The sequence below is a fragment of the Halostagnicola bangensis genome (assembly GCF_054653435.1).
This window is the reverse complement of record NZ_BAAIGG010000002.1, coordinates 1,572,338-1,585,306: the sequence shown is the minus strand read 5'-3', so window position 1 is coordinate 1,585,306 and position 12,969 is coordinate 1,572,338. Positions and strand designations below refer to the sequence as shown.

Here is a 12,969-nt window from a genome sequence, read left to right as displayed (position 1 = left end):
GTACCTCCGGGCTGGATCGGGCAGGGGCTGTACGCTACGGGCTCACGCCCCGATATCCCCGCGTGAAAACAGCGCTCGAGCGATGAGGACGAGTACTGCGGTCGCGATCAGCAGGATCACCGCGCCGGTCAGGTCGTAGGTGCTCTCGACGAGGATTTCGGTCGGATCGTAGTAGTGTGTCGGGCTACCGTTCCCGATCCACCCGTAGTCGTCCGTCCCCACGGTGATCGATTCGATCAGGAAGAGCACGAAGACGACGGCGATGGCGAGTCGATTCGCGACGGTCGCTCGAGAAACCGTCACCGAGAGCACGAGTCCGATCGCGGTACACGCGAGCAGGTAGGGGATCGAGAGGAGGTGCACCATCGCGAGATCCTGGACGGAAATCGACTCGCCGATGGCGACGACGCCGGTGTAAACGGCGACCGGAACGAGGGCGTTGAGCACGAGAACCGGTACAGCAAGGGCGGCGAACGTCTCGAGGACGACGCGGCCTCGAGAGACCGGAAGCGACAGGACGAGGTCCATCCGGTCGCGTTCGACGTCCTCGGCGACCGAGTTCGCCGCGGCGTAAGCCACGTAGAGGCCGAGCAGGAGCAACCACATGAACTGGTAGATTTCGACGGCGAGAAAGCCCTCGATCGTCCCGAGGGTTTGAATCCCGAAGGCCTCCTGCATTGCCGGCGGGTAGGCCTCGACGAGCTCGTCGATGTCGGCGTCCGCGAACGAGGGGAAAAAGCCGATGAACGCCAGCGAGAGCACGCCGATTCCGATCGCGAGCGCGACCGTTCCTCGAAGCCGGCGTTCGGCTTCGTACCGGGCGATATCAAGCATCCGTCTCCTCCGTCGTCGGCTCCGCACTCGGCTCCCTCGTTTCGTCGTCGACCGTCTCGGCGTCCGCTCGAGCCTCGACTTCCTCGTCCGCGTCTCCGTAGTAGTGCATGAAGATCGTCTCGAGCGCCGGCTCGTCGATTTCGACGTCGACCACGTCGTAGCTCGCCAGATGCGAGAGCAAGGCGTTGTACTCGCCCGTGTAGGTGAAGGCGATCGACCGGCCGGTCCTCTCGAGTTCGGCCACGCCGTTGATCGGCTCGAACCCCTTTTTGGGCTCGGCGAGTCGAAGTCGAACCTGCTTCCCGCCGCGGTTGAGCAGGGTCTCGACGTCCTCGAGGGCGACGAGTCTGCCCTCGCGGAGAATTCCGACGCGGTCACAGACGCGCCGAACCTCGCTCAGCACGTGCGAGGAGAAGAAAACCGTCGTTCCACGGTCGCGCTCGGCTCGAAGAAACTCGAGCAGCCGCTCCTGTTTCAGCGGATCGAGTCCCGATGTCGGCTCGTCCATGATGACGAGGTCGGGGTCGTGCATGAACGTCTGGACGAGCCCGAGCATCTGCTTGTTCCCGCTCGAGTACTCCCGGATCTCCCGCTCGAGCGGCGGGGTGAACAACTCGAGCAGTTCCTCACGCCGGCTGTCGCCCTGAATCGAGCCGAAGTATTCGAGCACTCGTTCCCCGGTTGCTTTCTCGTCGAAGCCGAGATCCGCCGGTAGGTAGCCGAGTCGGCGCTTGGCCTCGATAAGGGCGCTCTCGTCGCGAATGTCCGCGCCGAGGACACTAGCGGTGCCGTCGGTCGGCTCGAGCAGACCGAGCAGGAGCCTGATCGTCGTGGTCTTGCCGGCACCGTTCGGGCCTAAAAAACCGAATATCTCGCCTTCCTCGACGGAAAAGGTGAGGTCGTCGGCCCCGAGAACTTCTCCGTAGTCCTTCGTCAGTCCGTCGACGTCGATAGCGCCCATGATGGGTGTTTACAGCCCACAGGTGATAAACTCGGCTGGCCGTTATCTGATCTGGGAACTGGTTGGGAGACCTGACCTGAGAAGTAGTCGGGAAACTCGATACGGGAACTGGTTGGCGGACTCGATCCGGGAATTGGCGGGAAAACGGATCTCTCCGCTCGAGTCGAGCTGAGTTGGTGACGACAGTTCAGACTCGAGAGCCGATCTCCTCGGCGATATCGTCGAGTTCGTCGTCCGACAGATCGGGCGCATCGCCAGCGATGGCGTGGATCGGGCCGCCGCCGTCGCCCTCGAACCGCGGCACGATATGGCAGTGAACGTGGGGGACTTCCTGACCGGCCGCCTCGCCGTTGTTGAACGCAACGGTGCTCGCGTCGGCGTCCACGCTCTCCTCGACTTCGGGAACCAGCCGATGGATCGTCGCGTAGAGGTCGGTCGCGACATCGTCGGGAACGTCGTTGAGTCGTTCGTACTCCTCTTTGGGGATTACGAGCGTGTGTCCTGGCGCGAGGGGATTTGCGTCGAGAAAGGCGATCGTAGTCTCGTCTTCGTAAACGATTCGTGCCGGAATGTCGCCGTCGATGATCTGGCTGAAGATCGTACCCATACGCAGGTGTGTGTCGCCTCCACCCAAGAAGGTTACTCGAGACCACATCAATTCACGTGGTTCTCGTGAATCACGCTTATAACACTACGTACCGTACCCACAGATACCGATGTCCATCGACAGAGAAACCTTCGAACAATCGAGCGAGGAGGAACTCGAGGGCCTTTCGGTGGCTGATTACGTGCTTGGATACCTTGCCGAAAATGATGATACGGCGTTCAAAGCACGAGAAATCGCTTTGCAGACTAATCTCGATGAAGGGGCCGTAAGCACGGCATTGACTCGCTTGAAGAACCGATCGCTCGTCGAGCACAAAGGAACGTACTGGGCGATTACGGCAGATGAGCGGCGACTCGATGAGCACAACGGATACGCCCGTGCGACGAGACTGTTCAACCAGCAGTTCGGAAGAGAGGATCGCCGAGAGTGGCGGGCACACATTCCTGACGATCAACACCCGAGTCTCGAGGAGGATGAGGAGTGACAGCCGACGAAACACCGATATACGAGCCCGGAGATGTCGTTTATGGCGCTGATCCGTACAAAAGTGACGAAGACGCACGGCCGTGGCTCGTCATCTCGAACCACAAGCGAAAGCCGTTCTACGGTGAGCAGTATATTGCCCTCTCGTTGACGACACGGACATGGATGGAAGACCTCGTCGAGATTCCTGAAGATGCGTGGATTCGAGGTGGGACTCCCGATGATAGTCGAATCATTCCGTGGGCGATACAGTCGATCGACAGCGAGGATATCGACTTCTGGCAGGGGCGACTCGATGATCCGCTCGTCACCAAAGTAACCGATGCACTCGTCGACTATATCCAGTTGTGAACCTATTCTCGGATAGAATTTCGTCCGTCACTCGAGCACCCTCTCGAGCGTCTCTCGAATCGCCTCGAGATACTCTTCTGGTTCGTAGCCCAGCCGCCCGATCCAGACGTCTTGATACGAGGGGTGCAGAATCGGAATGAGCCAGACCCCAAGGCTCTCACAGTGAACCGGCTCGAGGACGGTCTCGAGGAAGCCGTCGATGGACTTGCCCTCCGCCTCGAGGACCGTCGTCGTCGCGTGTTTTCCGGTCGCGAGGACGACTTCGGGGCCGATCGTCTCGAGTTCGGTCAGCAGGTGGACGCGGCAGTTCTCCCGCTCCTCGTCGCGTGGCTCCCGGTTGGTCGTCGGATCGTCCGAATCGGCGGGAAAGCACTTGACCGCGTTCGTGTAGTAGGATTCCTCGCCGTAGCCGATCCGCTCGAGCATCGTACGAATTCGCCGGCCTGAGTGTCTCGAGGTGTAGGCTTTCCCCGTCCAGTTGCCGCCCCGCCAGCGGTCCGCCTCGGGGGTTCCGCGGCCGGGTGCTTCGCCAACGACGACGATGTCGGCCTCGAGGTCGCCGGTTCCCCACGAGATGCACTCGCGAGAATCGGCGAGTGCGCGACAGCGGGTGCAGTCGCGCTCGAGGACGTTGCGCGTGGTCGGAAACGCCGCTTTCGTGACGTCTTCTGCGCTCACGGAGGATTTTCCGCTCGAGTCGGCGTCGGGTTCGGGCACAGTCTCGGTTCGTTCTCCAGCGACTCGGCGTTGTCGGATTCGCCCCGCTCGGCCCGTTACTCGAGTGCTCGAGGGGACAAGTTTACAATTACTGAGTGGCTTACGGCAGCCATGAGAGCGGAACTGCTGATCGAGGCCCTTGCACTATTAGTCTACACGGTCGCCGCGATTGCCCTTACTGCGGCGGGTATTGCCGCCGAGTATGCCAGCGTCCAACACTTCGGTTCGGGTGAAGCGATGGTCGCCGTCTGGCTCGCTGCACTCGGCGGCGTCATGCTCTACGCGGGCGTCTACGGGCTCGGCTATCAGAAACTGCTCGCGCGTCTGATGCATCGGTAATCCGGCTTTCTCCGCCGGGTCCGTCTCGTCGTCCTCCTTGCGGTCGTCCGTCCCCGACTCACGATATCGATTCCTCTTTACTTCCCCAGCGAATTACGTTACGCATGAGCAGGTTCGGCGAGGTCGACGACCAGTACGACCCCGAAGCAGTAGAACAACGGGTCTTCGAGTACTGGGACGACGTCGACGCTTACGAGCAGACGGTCGAGCACCGCGCGGACGGCGAGTCGTTCTTCTTCGTCGACGGCCCACCGTACACCTCCGGATCGGCCCACATGGGAACGACCTGGAACAAGTCCCTGAAGGATGTTTACATCCGCTACCTTCGAATGTGCGGCTACGACGTCACGGACCGGCCGGGCTATGACATGCACGGACTCCCGATCGAAACCCAGGTCGAGGAAAACCTCGGGTTCGAGAACAAAAAAGACATCGAGGAGTTCGGCGAGGAGAACTTCATCGACGCCTGCAAGGAGTACGCCGAGGAGCAACTCGAGGGACTCCAGAGCGACTTCAAGTCCTTCGGCGTTTGGATGGACTGGGACGACCCCTACAAGACACTCTCGCCGGAGTACATGGAGGCCGCCTGGTGGGGCTTCTCGAAGGCCGCAGATCGTGGCCTCGTCGAGAAGGGCCACCGATCGATCTCGCAGTGTCCACGCTGTGAAACCGCCATCGCGAACAACGAAGTCGAGTACGAGGACGTCGAGGATCCTTCGATCTACGTGAAGTTCGACCTTCAGAACCGAGATGGGTCGATCGTCATCTGGACGACGACGCCGTGGACCATCCCGGCGAACACCTTCGTCGCCGTCGACGAGGAGGGCGATTACGTCGGTGTGCGCGCCTGGAAAGACGGTGAGCGCGAGGCGCGAAGCGCCTCGGATGGGTCGAGCGGCGATGAGTCGCGAGACGGGGAACTTCTCTACCTCGCCGAAGCCAAACACGAGGAGGTCCTCAAGGAGGGCCGCTACGAGGACTACGAGGTCGTCGAGGAGCTGACCGGCGAGGAGCTGATCGGCTGGTCCTACGAGCACCCGCTCGAGGAGGAGGTGCCCGACCACGTCGACGCCGAGGGAACCCTCGAGGTCTACGCGGGCGACTACGTCGACACCCACGGCGACGGCACCGGGCTCGTCCACTCCGCACCGGGCCACGGTGAGGAGGACTTCGACCGCGGGACGGAACTCGGGTTCCCGATCTTCTGTCCCGTTGACGGCGACGGCGTTTACACCGAGGAAGCTGGCACGTACGAAGGTCAGTTCGTCAAGGACGCCGACGAGGAGATCATCGCCGACCTCGAGGACAACGACGCGATGCTATCGTCAGGACACGTTCACCACAGCTACGGCCACTGTTGGCGCTGCGACACGGGGATCCTCCAGATCGTCACCGACCAGTGGTTCATCACGATCACCGATGTCAAGGACGAGCTTCTCGAGAACGTCGAGGACAGCGAGTGGCACCCAGACTGGGCTCGAGACAACCGCTTCCGTGACTTCGTCGAGGACGCCCCGGACTGGAACGTCTCCCGCCAGCGCTACTGGGGGATCCCGCTTCCAGTTTGGACGCCCGAAGGACGCGATGACGACGAGGATATGATCGTCGTTAGCGACCGAGCGGAACTCGCAGAACGCGTCGATCAGGATATCGACGCCGATTCCGTCGATCTGCACAAAGACACCGTCGACGATCTGACGATCACCGAGGACGGGACGACCTACACCCGCGTTCCCGACGTCTTCGATGTCTGGCTCGACTCATCGGTCGCCTCGTGGGGAACGCTGAACTATCCCAGCGAGGAAGAGCGATTCGACGAGCTCTGGCCAGCTGACTTCATCCTCGAGGCCCACGACCAGACCCGCGGCTGGTTCTGGTCCCAGCTCGGGATGGGGACGGCCGCGATGGGTGAGGTGCCGTACGACGAGGTTCTCATGCACGGCCACGCGTTGGACGAGGACGGCCGCAAGATGTCCAAATCGGTCGGCAACGTCGTCGAACCCGACGAAGCGATCGAGCGCCACGGTTCGGACGCAATGCGGCTGTTCTTGCTCTCGGCGAACCCGCAGGGCGAGGACATGCGCTTTTCGTGGGACGAGATGGCGACGCTGGAAAACCAGCTTCGGACCCTCTGGAACGTGTTCCGGTTCCCGCTTCCGTACATGCGTCTGGACGGCTTCGATCCGAACGAGTCCAGCCTCGAGACTCTTGAGGACGACCTCGAGTTAGTCGACGAGTGGATCCTCGCCCGTCTTCAGTCGACCAAGGCCGAGATGACCGAGGCGTTCGAAGACGTCCGTCAGGACCGCGCGCTCGATGCGCTGCTGGAGTTCGTCGTCGACGATGTCTCTCGATTCTACATTCAGGCCGTCCGCGAACGAATGTGGGAGGAAGACGACAGCGCCTCCAAGGAAGCCGCCTACGCGACGATCTACCGGGTCCTTCGGGAAACGGTCGCCTTGCTCGCACCCTACGCACCGTTCATCTCCGAGGAGATTTACGGCACGCTCACCGGCGAGGACGAACACGACACCGTCCACATGTGCGACTGGCCCGCGGTCGAGGAAACCTGGGAAGATCCAGAACTCGAGACCGACGTGGCGCTCCTCCGTGGCATCGAGGAGGCGGGCGCGAACGCTCGCCAGCAGGCTGGCCGCAAGCTCCGCTGGCCGATCGCGCGAGTCGTGGTCGCGGCCGACGACGACCGCGTTGTCGAAGCCGTAACCCGTCACACCGACCTGCTCGCGGATCGACTCAACGCCCGCGAGGTGCAGGTCGTTTCCCCCGGCGAACAGTGGGGCGAACTCGCCTACAGCGCCGAGGCAGACATGAGCGAACTCGGCCCCGCCTTCGGCGGTCGGGCCGGCGAAGTCATGAACGCCCTCAACGAGGCCAGCATCGAGGATCCCGACCTCGAGGCGCTCGAAGCGGCGGTCGACGACGTACTTGAAGACGACGAAGGTCTCGAAGCGTCGATGGTCTCGTTCGTCACCGAAACGCCCGAGGACGTCGCCGGAACGGCCTTCGGAACCGACGGTGACGACCGCGGCGTCGTCTACGTCGACGCCTCGCTCACCGAGGACATCGAGAGCGAGGGTTACGCTCGAGAGGTCATCCGCCGAGTCCAGGAGATGCGAAAGGAACTCGACCTCGACGTCGAGGAGCGAATTGCACTCGAGTTCGAGGTCGAAGACGACCGCGTCGCCGATCTCGTCGCGGACCACGAGGACCTGATCCGCGAGGAGGTTCGCGCCGACGAACTCGGCTCGCTCGAGGACGGTCACCGAAAGGAGTGGGAGGTCGAAGGCGTGGCGGTCGAAATCGCGATCGATCCGCTGGCGGCCGCCGAGGCGTCCGACTGAGTCGATCGTTTTCGGCTCCCACTCGAGGACGGTGCGGTCGATCGGGTCTTTTGGAGTGTTGTCTTCTCGAGAACCCGTCGCTCAGTGGGAGTTAGAAGATGCAAGGAGGTTGGTTCGACGGCTGTCTACTCGACGTAGTTACAGCACGTGTGTCGATTCTTGTCGATTGTCTGTGTTCTCGATTCCGAGGAACTGTCCGTGAGACGCCCACAGCGCGTCCGTCTCGACAGTCGCGTCGAAGACGATGGTGTTGCCGCTGCGGTAGATTCCGTCGCTCTCGAGCGACTGTGAACCGGTTGTCGCCTCGGTAACGATGTTACGAACGGTCTCTGCGGTGACTCGATTTGGATCGGCGACGATGCCGTATCGGAGACGGCTTCGGTCGGATCCTGCTTGGAGGGCAACACCGGCGGCGCTGGCGGCCCGAATTGCGGATTTGAACGCATCCGGCGCGTCGGTTAGCCGACTGCAGAGCGAGCGACGCGTATCCGAGCCCAGCGACGCGTATGCGACCGCGTGACCGGAGAGCAGCGACGGGAGCGAACCGTAGTTCGAACCCGCGACCGTCCCGCTCTGAGTCGTTCGTGACTGATCGTCGGCGTTCATCTCGAGGGCCGTCTCGACGTGTGTCCGCGCGTCGGTCTCTCCGTGATCGTAGCCGACGTAGAGCGTGGAGTCGTCGACGCCGATGGCGTACGGCGAGTCCGCGGCGGCGAACCGATCGACCGTTTCGGGTTCTCGAGTTGTGGGCGTGATGGTGCGACTCGAGCCGGTTCCCGTCGCTCTCTGCTGATGGGAACCCGCCTCCATTCGATGTTCGTCATCGGTCGACTCGACGTCGGTTAGCCCATGCTCTCGCGCTTGTGCCCCGATCGCTTGGCTGTCGAACGAACCGGTTGCGATGGCACAGCCGCCGGTTATCGTTTCGCCGTCGATTGCGGCGCTCGCGCTCACGCGCTGGATATCCTCGAGTGAGACTGACGAGTACTGCTGTTGGATATCGGTGAGCGCGTTCCCGACCGGATCGGGGAGTCCGACGACGTTCAATACCGGACGCTCGACGCTGGCAGTTACCGTCGTTTCGGCGTCGACGACTGCGCTGGCATCGTATCCGTTCTGCCGGTGTCGCTGAGCCGTCGACGACGACCCGCCGATCGGTGCGGCACCGGCCGTCCCGCTGGCGATGAGTCCGCCGCCCGCGACCGCGATGGCGCGACGAAGCAGCGACCGTTTCGATAACATCGATTGACAAGAGACGTGATTATCATATAAGCCTACTATCGCGTTTTCTCGTCGAGAAACTCCGCTCCGTTCGTCGTCTCGATTCTGCGCGGGGCGCCACGCTGAGTACCGGACTGGTCTATAGTTCGTTCGCAATCGCAGGCGCGACCGACACCGAACTGACCGTTCGTTCGACCGTGTCGGTTCCGTAAATCGCTTCGACGCCCGCTCGAGAGAGCTTCGTGTAGGCGTTGCGAGCTAACAACGGATGGACGCAGGTGATGAACACCCGCTCGACGCCTCGCTCCTCGAGGACGGCGACGGCCTCGCTCATCGTCGATCCCGTCGCGATGATGTCGTCGGCCACCACGACGTCGCGTCCGGCGACATCGACGTCGCTCGGAGAGATTTCGACGTCAGTTCCGGAGTGGCGCGTCTTTTCGAAGTAATCCGTCTCGCCGCCGCCGTAGTTGTCTCGAACCGTTTTTGCGAGATCGATCGCGCCGGCGTCGGGCGAGAGAAAGACGGGGTCCTCGAGCGCGTCCGGAAGCGGCTCCGCGAGCCGTCCGGCCGCGTCGACGGCTGTCGCCGTCGGTTCGAAAAACTCGCAGACGCCTCGTTCGTGGGGGTTAACGGTCAGGACGCGATCCGCACCCGTCGAGATGGCGCGGGCGACCGCGCGAGCGGAGATCGGATGTCCCTCCTCGAAGGCGTCGTCCTGGCGGCCGTAGCCCATGTACGGGAGCACCGTGACGACTTCTTCGGCACCCGCCTGGCGAACGGCGTCCTGTAGCTGGAGGAGTTCGATGTGGGCGTCGTTCGAAATAGTCGATGCGACAACGATAGCGCGCTCACCGGCAAAATCCGGAACCGCGGCGAGCGTTTCGCCGTCGGGAAACCGGTCGTAGGTGGCGGCCGTGAGCGGCTCCTCGAGAACTCTCGCGAGCGAGGCACCGAGCGACTGTGAGGCGGATCCGCTGACGATCATACTCGGTGAGACTGCCCCCGGGCTAAACCAGTTTTCGTTCTCCGGATCGCGTTAGTCCTCGGCTTCTTCGGCGTCGTCGACATCGGTATCCCCTGATCCGCAGGGGCCGCTGTCCGTATCGGCCGCGATCGTCACGCCGTCGGCGTCTCTGACGCTAACGTATAGGTTGAAACAGTCCGGGTCGTTCCAGTCCGCTGGCGTCGCTTCGGTGAACTCGTCGCCGTCGACTCGAGCGACGATCCGGATCGAACCCGGTTCCGATGGCCAGTTTCGCTCGAGCGTCGTACTTTCGCCGCTGGACTCGAGACTCTCGGAGGTCCAGTCCTCGATTTCGCCGTCGAATTCGACGAGAACATCGACGGTGTGGCTCGTCTCGTCCATGTTTTCGACCGTAATATCGCCGAGGACGGTCCCGGTCTGGTCACCGGTTTCGGAGCTCTCGGTTTCGGGCCCGTCGCCCTCACCGCCAGCGCTTTCGTCGTCGCCGCCGTTTTCGTCTTCTTCACCGGAACTCGTACACCCAGCAACCGCACCCATCGTGGTTGCACCCGCGACGGCCAGCACGCGCCGCCGTGTTATCTCTGCCATTGGAGTCTTCTGAGAATCCCGTCACATTAAGCCCCCGTCAGACGCACGTCAGACTCTCGTCGCTCGCCGGATCGGATTACGCCGGTGGTTCAGGGATCGCTAGCCCTGTAACGCCCGCCACGCCGAGAACGTGCGGTCGCCAGCCGTCCGTATCGGCCGCGAGAAACGTTCCCGCCGACGTGATCGCATAGACGGTTTCCCCGTAGCCGAAGCCGACGACGGAATCGCTCGAGTTCGCACCGCTCGCGCGCCGATCTTCGTCCGTTTGCTCGTCGGACCCCAACTCGTCGTCCCGAATCCATTCGGCCGTTTCGCTCCCGTCGCTCGAGTGCTCGTAGACGACGCCCTCGGAAACCGCGTGCGCTCGCTCGAGTTCGCCCGGCGGGCTAACCGGGTCGGCCGCGACCGTGTCGAAGGATTCAGATCGAACCTCCATCCAGCCGTTGCCGAGTTTGTACAGCCCCGCTTCGGTCGCCGCGAGCGGAACGCCGGCCGCGGAGACGTCGCGGACGTCTGTGAGCCCCGCGTGGTCGAGTTCGCCGTCGTGAACGCGATAGACGCCGTTTTCGGTTCCCAACAGGTCTCCGTCCATCGCTCGAACGTCGGCTTCTAGCGTTTCGGCGAGCGTTTCCCAGTCTCCCTCGAGTCGGCGGCCGATGCGACCATCGGGTCCGGCGGCCAGTAGCGCTTCGTCGTGGTAGCTCACGCCTACTGCGGGGCCGAAGTCCGTTTCCGCGAACGAGTCGGGATCGGTCGGATCAGCCACCAGCACGTCTTCTTCGGTCGCGATGGCGACTGAACCGGGCCCGGCGGCGACATCTCGAGTCTCGCTTCGGTGACAGAGCGAGAACTCGCCGACGGCGCTTCCGGAGACTTTCACACGGACGACACCCATGGAACTGCCGACGTAGGCGCTGAGCGCGCCCTCACTCTCGCCGTAGACGCGTTTTTCGTCGATCGAGGTCATAGTCGTGCTATTGGCCGGGGGCGTCGAAAGCATTCTGCTTGGCGGCGACGCTGTCGGGTTCGCGGACGATATCGGATGTCGGCGACGCCATTGGTTGCGACTACTGTACTCCTTCGAGCGAGCGCTGGACGTGTGCGTTCTCCGGAACCCCTTTGAGGTGTCCGTACAGAGTACCTCTCAATGAAAGTGTTCGGATCGAGTGGAACTCGCGGCGTCGCCAACGAGGAACTGACGCCGGAATTCGTCCTGCGTGTCGCAAAGGCTGCGGGGACAGCCTGGGACGTCGACCGCATCGCGATCGCTCGAGATACGCGCCACACCGGCCGGATGCTCGCCGATGCGGCGGCCAGCGGAATCGTGAGCACGGGAACGGATGTCGATCGACTCGGCATCCTCCCGACGCCGGGCGCGCAGTTCTACGCGGAACGCGAGGGCGTGCCGACCATCGTGATCACGGCTTCGCACAATCCGCCCCAGTACAACGGCGTCAAACTCGTCGGGAGCGACGGCGTCGAACTGGCGATCGACGACTTAGAGCGAATCGAGGAAGCGCTGCTCGCAGAGTCGTTCGAGGTCGCCGCGTGGGACGAAACCGGACGAAGCCGTGACGTCGACGGCGTCCGGCGGGACTATATCGACGAACTGCTTGCGACCGTCGACCGAGAGCGGATCGCCGACGCCGACCTGACCGTCGCCCTCGACCCAGGCCACGGTGCGGGTGCGCTCGTCAGCCCCGAGTTCTTCCGCGAGCTCGGCTGTCGAGTCGTCACCGTCAACAGCCAGGCCGACGGCCACTTCCCCGGTCGCGACCCCGAGCCCGTTCCCGACAACCTCGAGGATCTCGGCCGGCTCGTTCGCGCGACCGACGCCGATATCGGAATCGCCCACGACGGCGACGCCGACCGCGCCATCTTCTTCGACGAAACCGGCGAGTACATCGAGGGCGACGCGACGCTGGCCGCACTCGCCGCGGCCGAACTCGAGCCCGACGATACGACCGTCTCCGCGGTCAACGTCTCCCAGCGACTGGTCGACGTGGTCAACGACGCCGGTGCATCCATCGAACTCACACCCATCGGCTCGACGAACATCATCACGAGGATCGAGGAACTCGAGGCCAACGACCGCCGCGTTCCGGTCGCCGGCGAGGGCAACGGTGGCATCTTCTTCCCCGGATTCCGCCTCTCGCGAGACGGGGCCTTTACCGGGGCCCGGTTCCTCGAACTCGTCGCCGACCAGTCGGTGAGCGACCTCGTCGAACCGTACGGCGGCTACGCGAACGTTCGACGGAACGTCGAGTACGACTCGACCGCCGAGCGCGACGCGATGATCGACGCTGCGGCGAACCAGGCCAAAACCTCCGAGGCGGAACTCAACACCCGCGACGGCTACCGACTTGATCACGGCGACGCCTGGGTGCTCGCCCGACCGTCGGGAACCGAACCCCTCGTTCGAATCTACGCAGAAGCTCGCGACTCGAGTCGCGCCGACGAACTCGCAGACGACATGTATCGGGCGTTAATCGAGGCGAAGGACGAGGCCTGACTGCGG

At 63.1% G+C, this 12,969-nt stretch carries 13 protein-coding genes; 5 read left to right on the top strand and 8 right to left on the bottom strand.

The window, feature by feature from the left end; all coding sequences use genetic code 11:
* Positions 1-42: 42 nt before the first annotated feature.
* The 3 genes from ACYQ14_RS09515 to ACYQ14_RS09505 all read right to left on the bottom strand — a co-directional run bounded on the left by ACYQ14_RS09515 (position 43) and on the right by ACYQ14_RS09505 (position 2,402).
* Positions 43-834 (bottom strand): ABC transporter permease subunit, encoded by a 792-nt coding sequence (locus ACYQ14_RS09515; RefSeq protein ID WP_459887423.1) that lies wholly within the window; start codon positions 832-834, stop codon positions 43-45.
* Positions 827-1,795 (bottom strand): ABC transporter ATP-binding protein, encoded by a 969-nt coding sequence (locus ACYQ14_RS09510; protein WP_459887421.1) that lies wholly within the window; start codon positions 1,793-1,795, stop codon positions 827-829. Before ACYQ14_RS09510 ends, ACYQ14_RS09515 begins: the two co-directional genes overlap by 8 nt.
* 187 nt (positions 1,796-1,982) lie before the next feature.
* The gene (locus ACYQ14_RS09505) at positions 1,983-2,402 is read right to left on the bottom strand and encodes an HIT family protein (protein ID WP_459887419.1); all 420 of its coding nucleotides are present in this window, start codon (positions 2,400-2,402) and stop codon (positions 1,983-1,985) included.
* Positions 2,403-2,511: 109 nt separating this feature from the next.
* Here ACYQ14_RS09505 and ACYQ14_RS09500 point away from each other — a divergent pair, with 109 nt between their 5' ends.
* A complete protein-coding gene (locus ACYQ14_RS09500; protein ID WP_459887417.1) occupies positions 2,512-2,886 on the top strand; it encodes a MarR family transcriptional regulator in 375 nt (124 codons plus the stop codon).
* Positions 2,883-3,236, top strand: coding sequence for a type II toxin-antitoxin system PemK/MazF family toxin (locus ACYQ14_RS09495; protein ID WP_459887415.1), 354 nt, complete (start codon positions 2,883-2,885; stop codon positions 3,234-3,236). Before ACYQ14_RS09500 ends, ACYQ14_RS09495 begins: the two co-directional genes overlap by 4 nt.
* Before the next feature lie 27 nt (positions 3,237-3,263).
* Here the strand turns inward: ACYQ14_RS09495 and ACYQ14_RS09490 are convergent, their stop codons facing one another.
* Positions 3,264-3,914: a uracil-DNA glycosylase gene (locus tag ACYQ14_RS09490; RefSeq protein WP_459890036.1), complete on the bottom strand. Its 651-nt coding sequence runs from the start codon at positions 3,912-3,914 to the stop codon at positions 3,264-3,266.
* A gap of 150 nt (positions 3,915-4,064) precedes the next feature.
* Between ACYQ14_RS09490 and ACYQ14_RS09485 the strand changes: the two genes are divergently transcribed.
* Positions 4,065-4,292 (top strand): DUF8151 family protein, encoded by a 228-nt coding sequence (locus ACYQ14_RS09485; RefSeq protein WP_459887414.1) that lies wholly within the window; start codon positions 4,065-4,067, stop codon positions 4,290-4,292.
* 104 nt (positions 4,293-4,396) lie between these two features.
* On the top strand, positions 4,397-7,654 hold the full coding sequence (gene ileS / locus ACYQ14_RS09480; protein WP_459887412.1) for an isoleucine--tRNA ligase: 3,258 nt from the start codon (positions 4,397-4,399) through the stop codon (positions 7,652-7,654).
* Positions 7,655-7,792: 138 nt separating this feature from the next.
* On the opposite strand, the gene ACYQ14_RS09475 is transcribed toward ileS, so the two are convergent.
* The 4 genes from ACYQ14_RS09475 to ACYQ14_RS09460 form a co-directional block, all read right to left on the bottom strand.
* Positions 7,793-8,896, bottom strand: coding sequence for a hypothetical protein (locus tag ACYQ14_RS09475; RefSeq protein WP_459887410.1), 1,104 nt, complete (start codon positions 8,894-8,896; stop codon positions 7,793-7,795).
* 118 nt (positions 8,897-9,014) lie between these two features.
* The gene (locus ACYQ14_RS09470) at positions 9,015-9,863 is read right to left on the bottom strand and encodes a ribose-phosphate diphosphokinase (protein WP_459887408.1); all 849 of its coding nucleotides are present in this window, start codon (positions 9,861-9,863) and stop codon (positions 9,015-9,017) included.
* 51 nt (positions 9,864-9,914) lie between these two features.
* On the bottom strand, positions 9,915-10,451 hold the full coding sequence (locus ACYQ14_RS09465) for a hypothetical protein (RefSeq protein WP_459887407.1): 537 nt from the start codon (positions 10,449-10,451) through the stop codon (positions 9,915-9,917).
* Between the two features lie 76 nt (positions 10,452-10,527).
* Positions 10,528-11,418: an HVO_0234 family beta-propeller protein gene (locus ACYQ14_RS09460; protein WP_459887405.1), complete on the bottom strand. Its 891-nt coding sequence runs from the start codon at positions 11,416-11,418 to the stop codon at positions 10,528-10,530.
* A gap of 180 nt (positions 11,419-11,598) precedes the next feature.
* Here ACYQ14_RS09460 and glmM point away from each other — a divergent pair, with 180 nt between their 5' ends.
* Complete coding sequence (gene glmM / locus ACYQ14_RS09455; protein WP_459887403.1) at positions 11,599-12,963, top strand: phosphoglucosamine mutase; 1,365 nt, start codon at positions 11,599-11,601, stop codon at positions 12,961-12,963.
* Positions 12,964-12,969: the final 6 nt, after the last annotated feature.

Excerpts from the sequence above, each read along its gene's own strand:
- ACYQ14_RS09470 (WP_459887408.1), bottom strand. The coding sequence starts at position 9,863 with ATGATCGTCAGCGGATCCGCCTCACAGTCGCTCGGTGCCTCGCTCGCG.
- ACYQ14_RS09515 (WP_459887423.1), bottom strand. The coding sequence starts at position 834 with ATGCTTGATATCGCCCGGTACGAAGCCGAACGCCGGCTTCGAGGAACG.
- ACYQ14_RS09500 (WP_459887417.1), top strand. The coding sequence starts at position 2,512 with ATGTCCATCGACAGAGAAACCTTCGAACAATCGAGCGAGGAGGAACTC.
- ACYQ14_RS09460 (WP_459887405.1), bottom strand. The coding sequence starts at position 11,418 with ATGACCTCGATCGACGAAAAACGCGTCTACGGCGAGAGTGAGGGCGCG.
- ileS (WP_459887412.1), top strand. The coding sequence starts at position 4,397 with ATGAGCAGGTTCGGCGAGGTCGACGACCAGTACGACCCCGAAGCAGTA.
- ACYQ14_RS09510 (WP_459887421.1), bottom strand. The coding sequence starts at position 1,795 with ATGGGCGCTATCGACGTCGACGGACTGACGAAGGACTACGGAGAAGTT.
- ACYQ14_RS09505 (WP_459887419.1), bottom strand. The coding sequence starts at position 2,402 with ATGGGTACGATCTTCAGCCAGATCATCGACGGCGACATTCCGGCACGA.
- ACYQ14_RS09465 (WP_459887407.1), bottom strand. The coding sequence starts at position 10,451 with ATGGCAGAGATAACACGGCGGCGCGTGCTGGCCGTCGCGGGTGCAACC.
- glmM (WP_459887403.1), top strand. The coding sequence starts at position 11,599 with ATGAAAGTGTTCGGATCGAGTGGAACTCGCGGCGTCGCCAACGAGGAA.
- ACYQ14_RS09485 (WP_459887414.1), top strand. The coding sequence starts at position 4,065 with ATGAGAGCGGAACTGCTGATCGAGGCCCTTGCACTATTAGTCTACACG.
- ACYQ14_RS09475 (WP_459887410.1), bottom strand. The coding sequence starts at position 8,896 with ATGTTATCGAAACGGTCGCTGCTTCGTCGCGCCATCGCGGTCGCGGGC.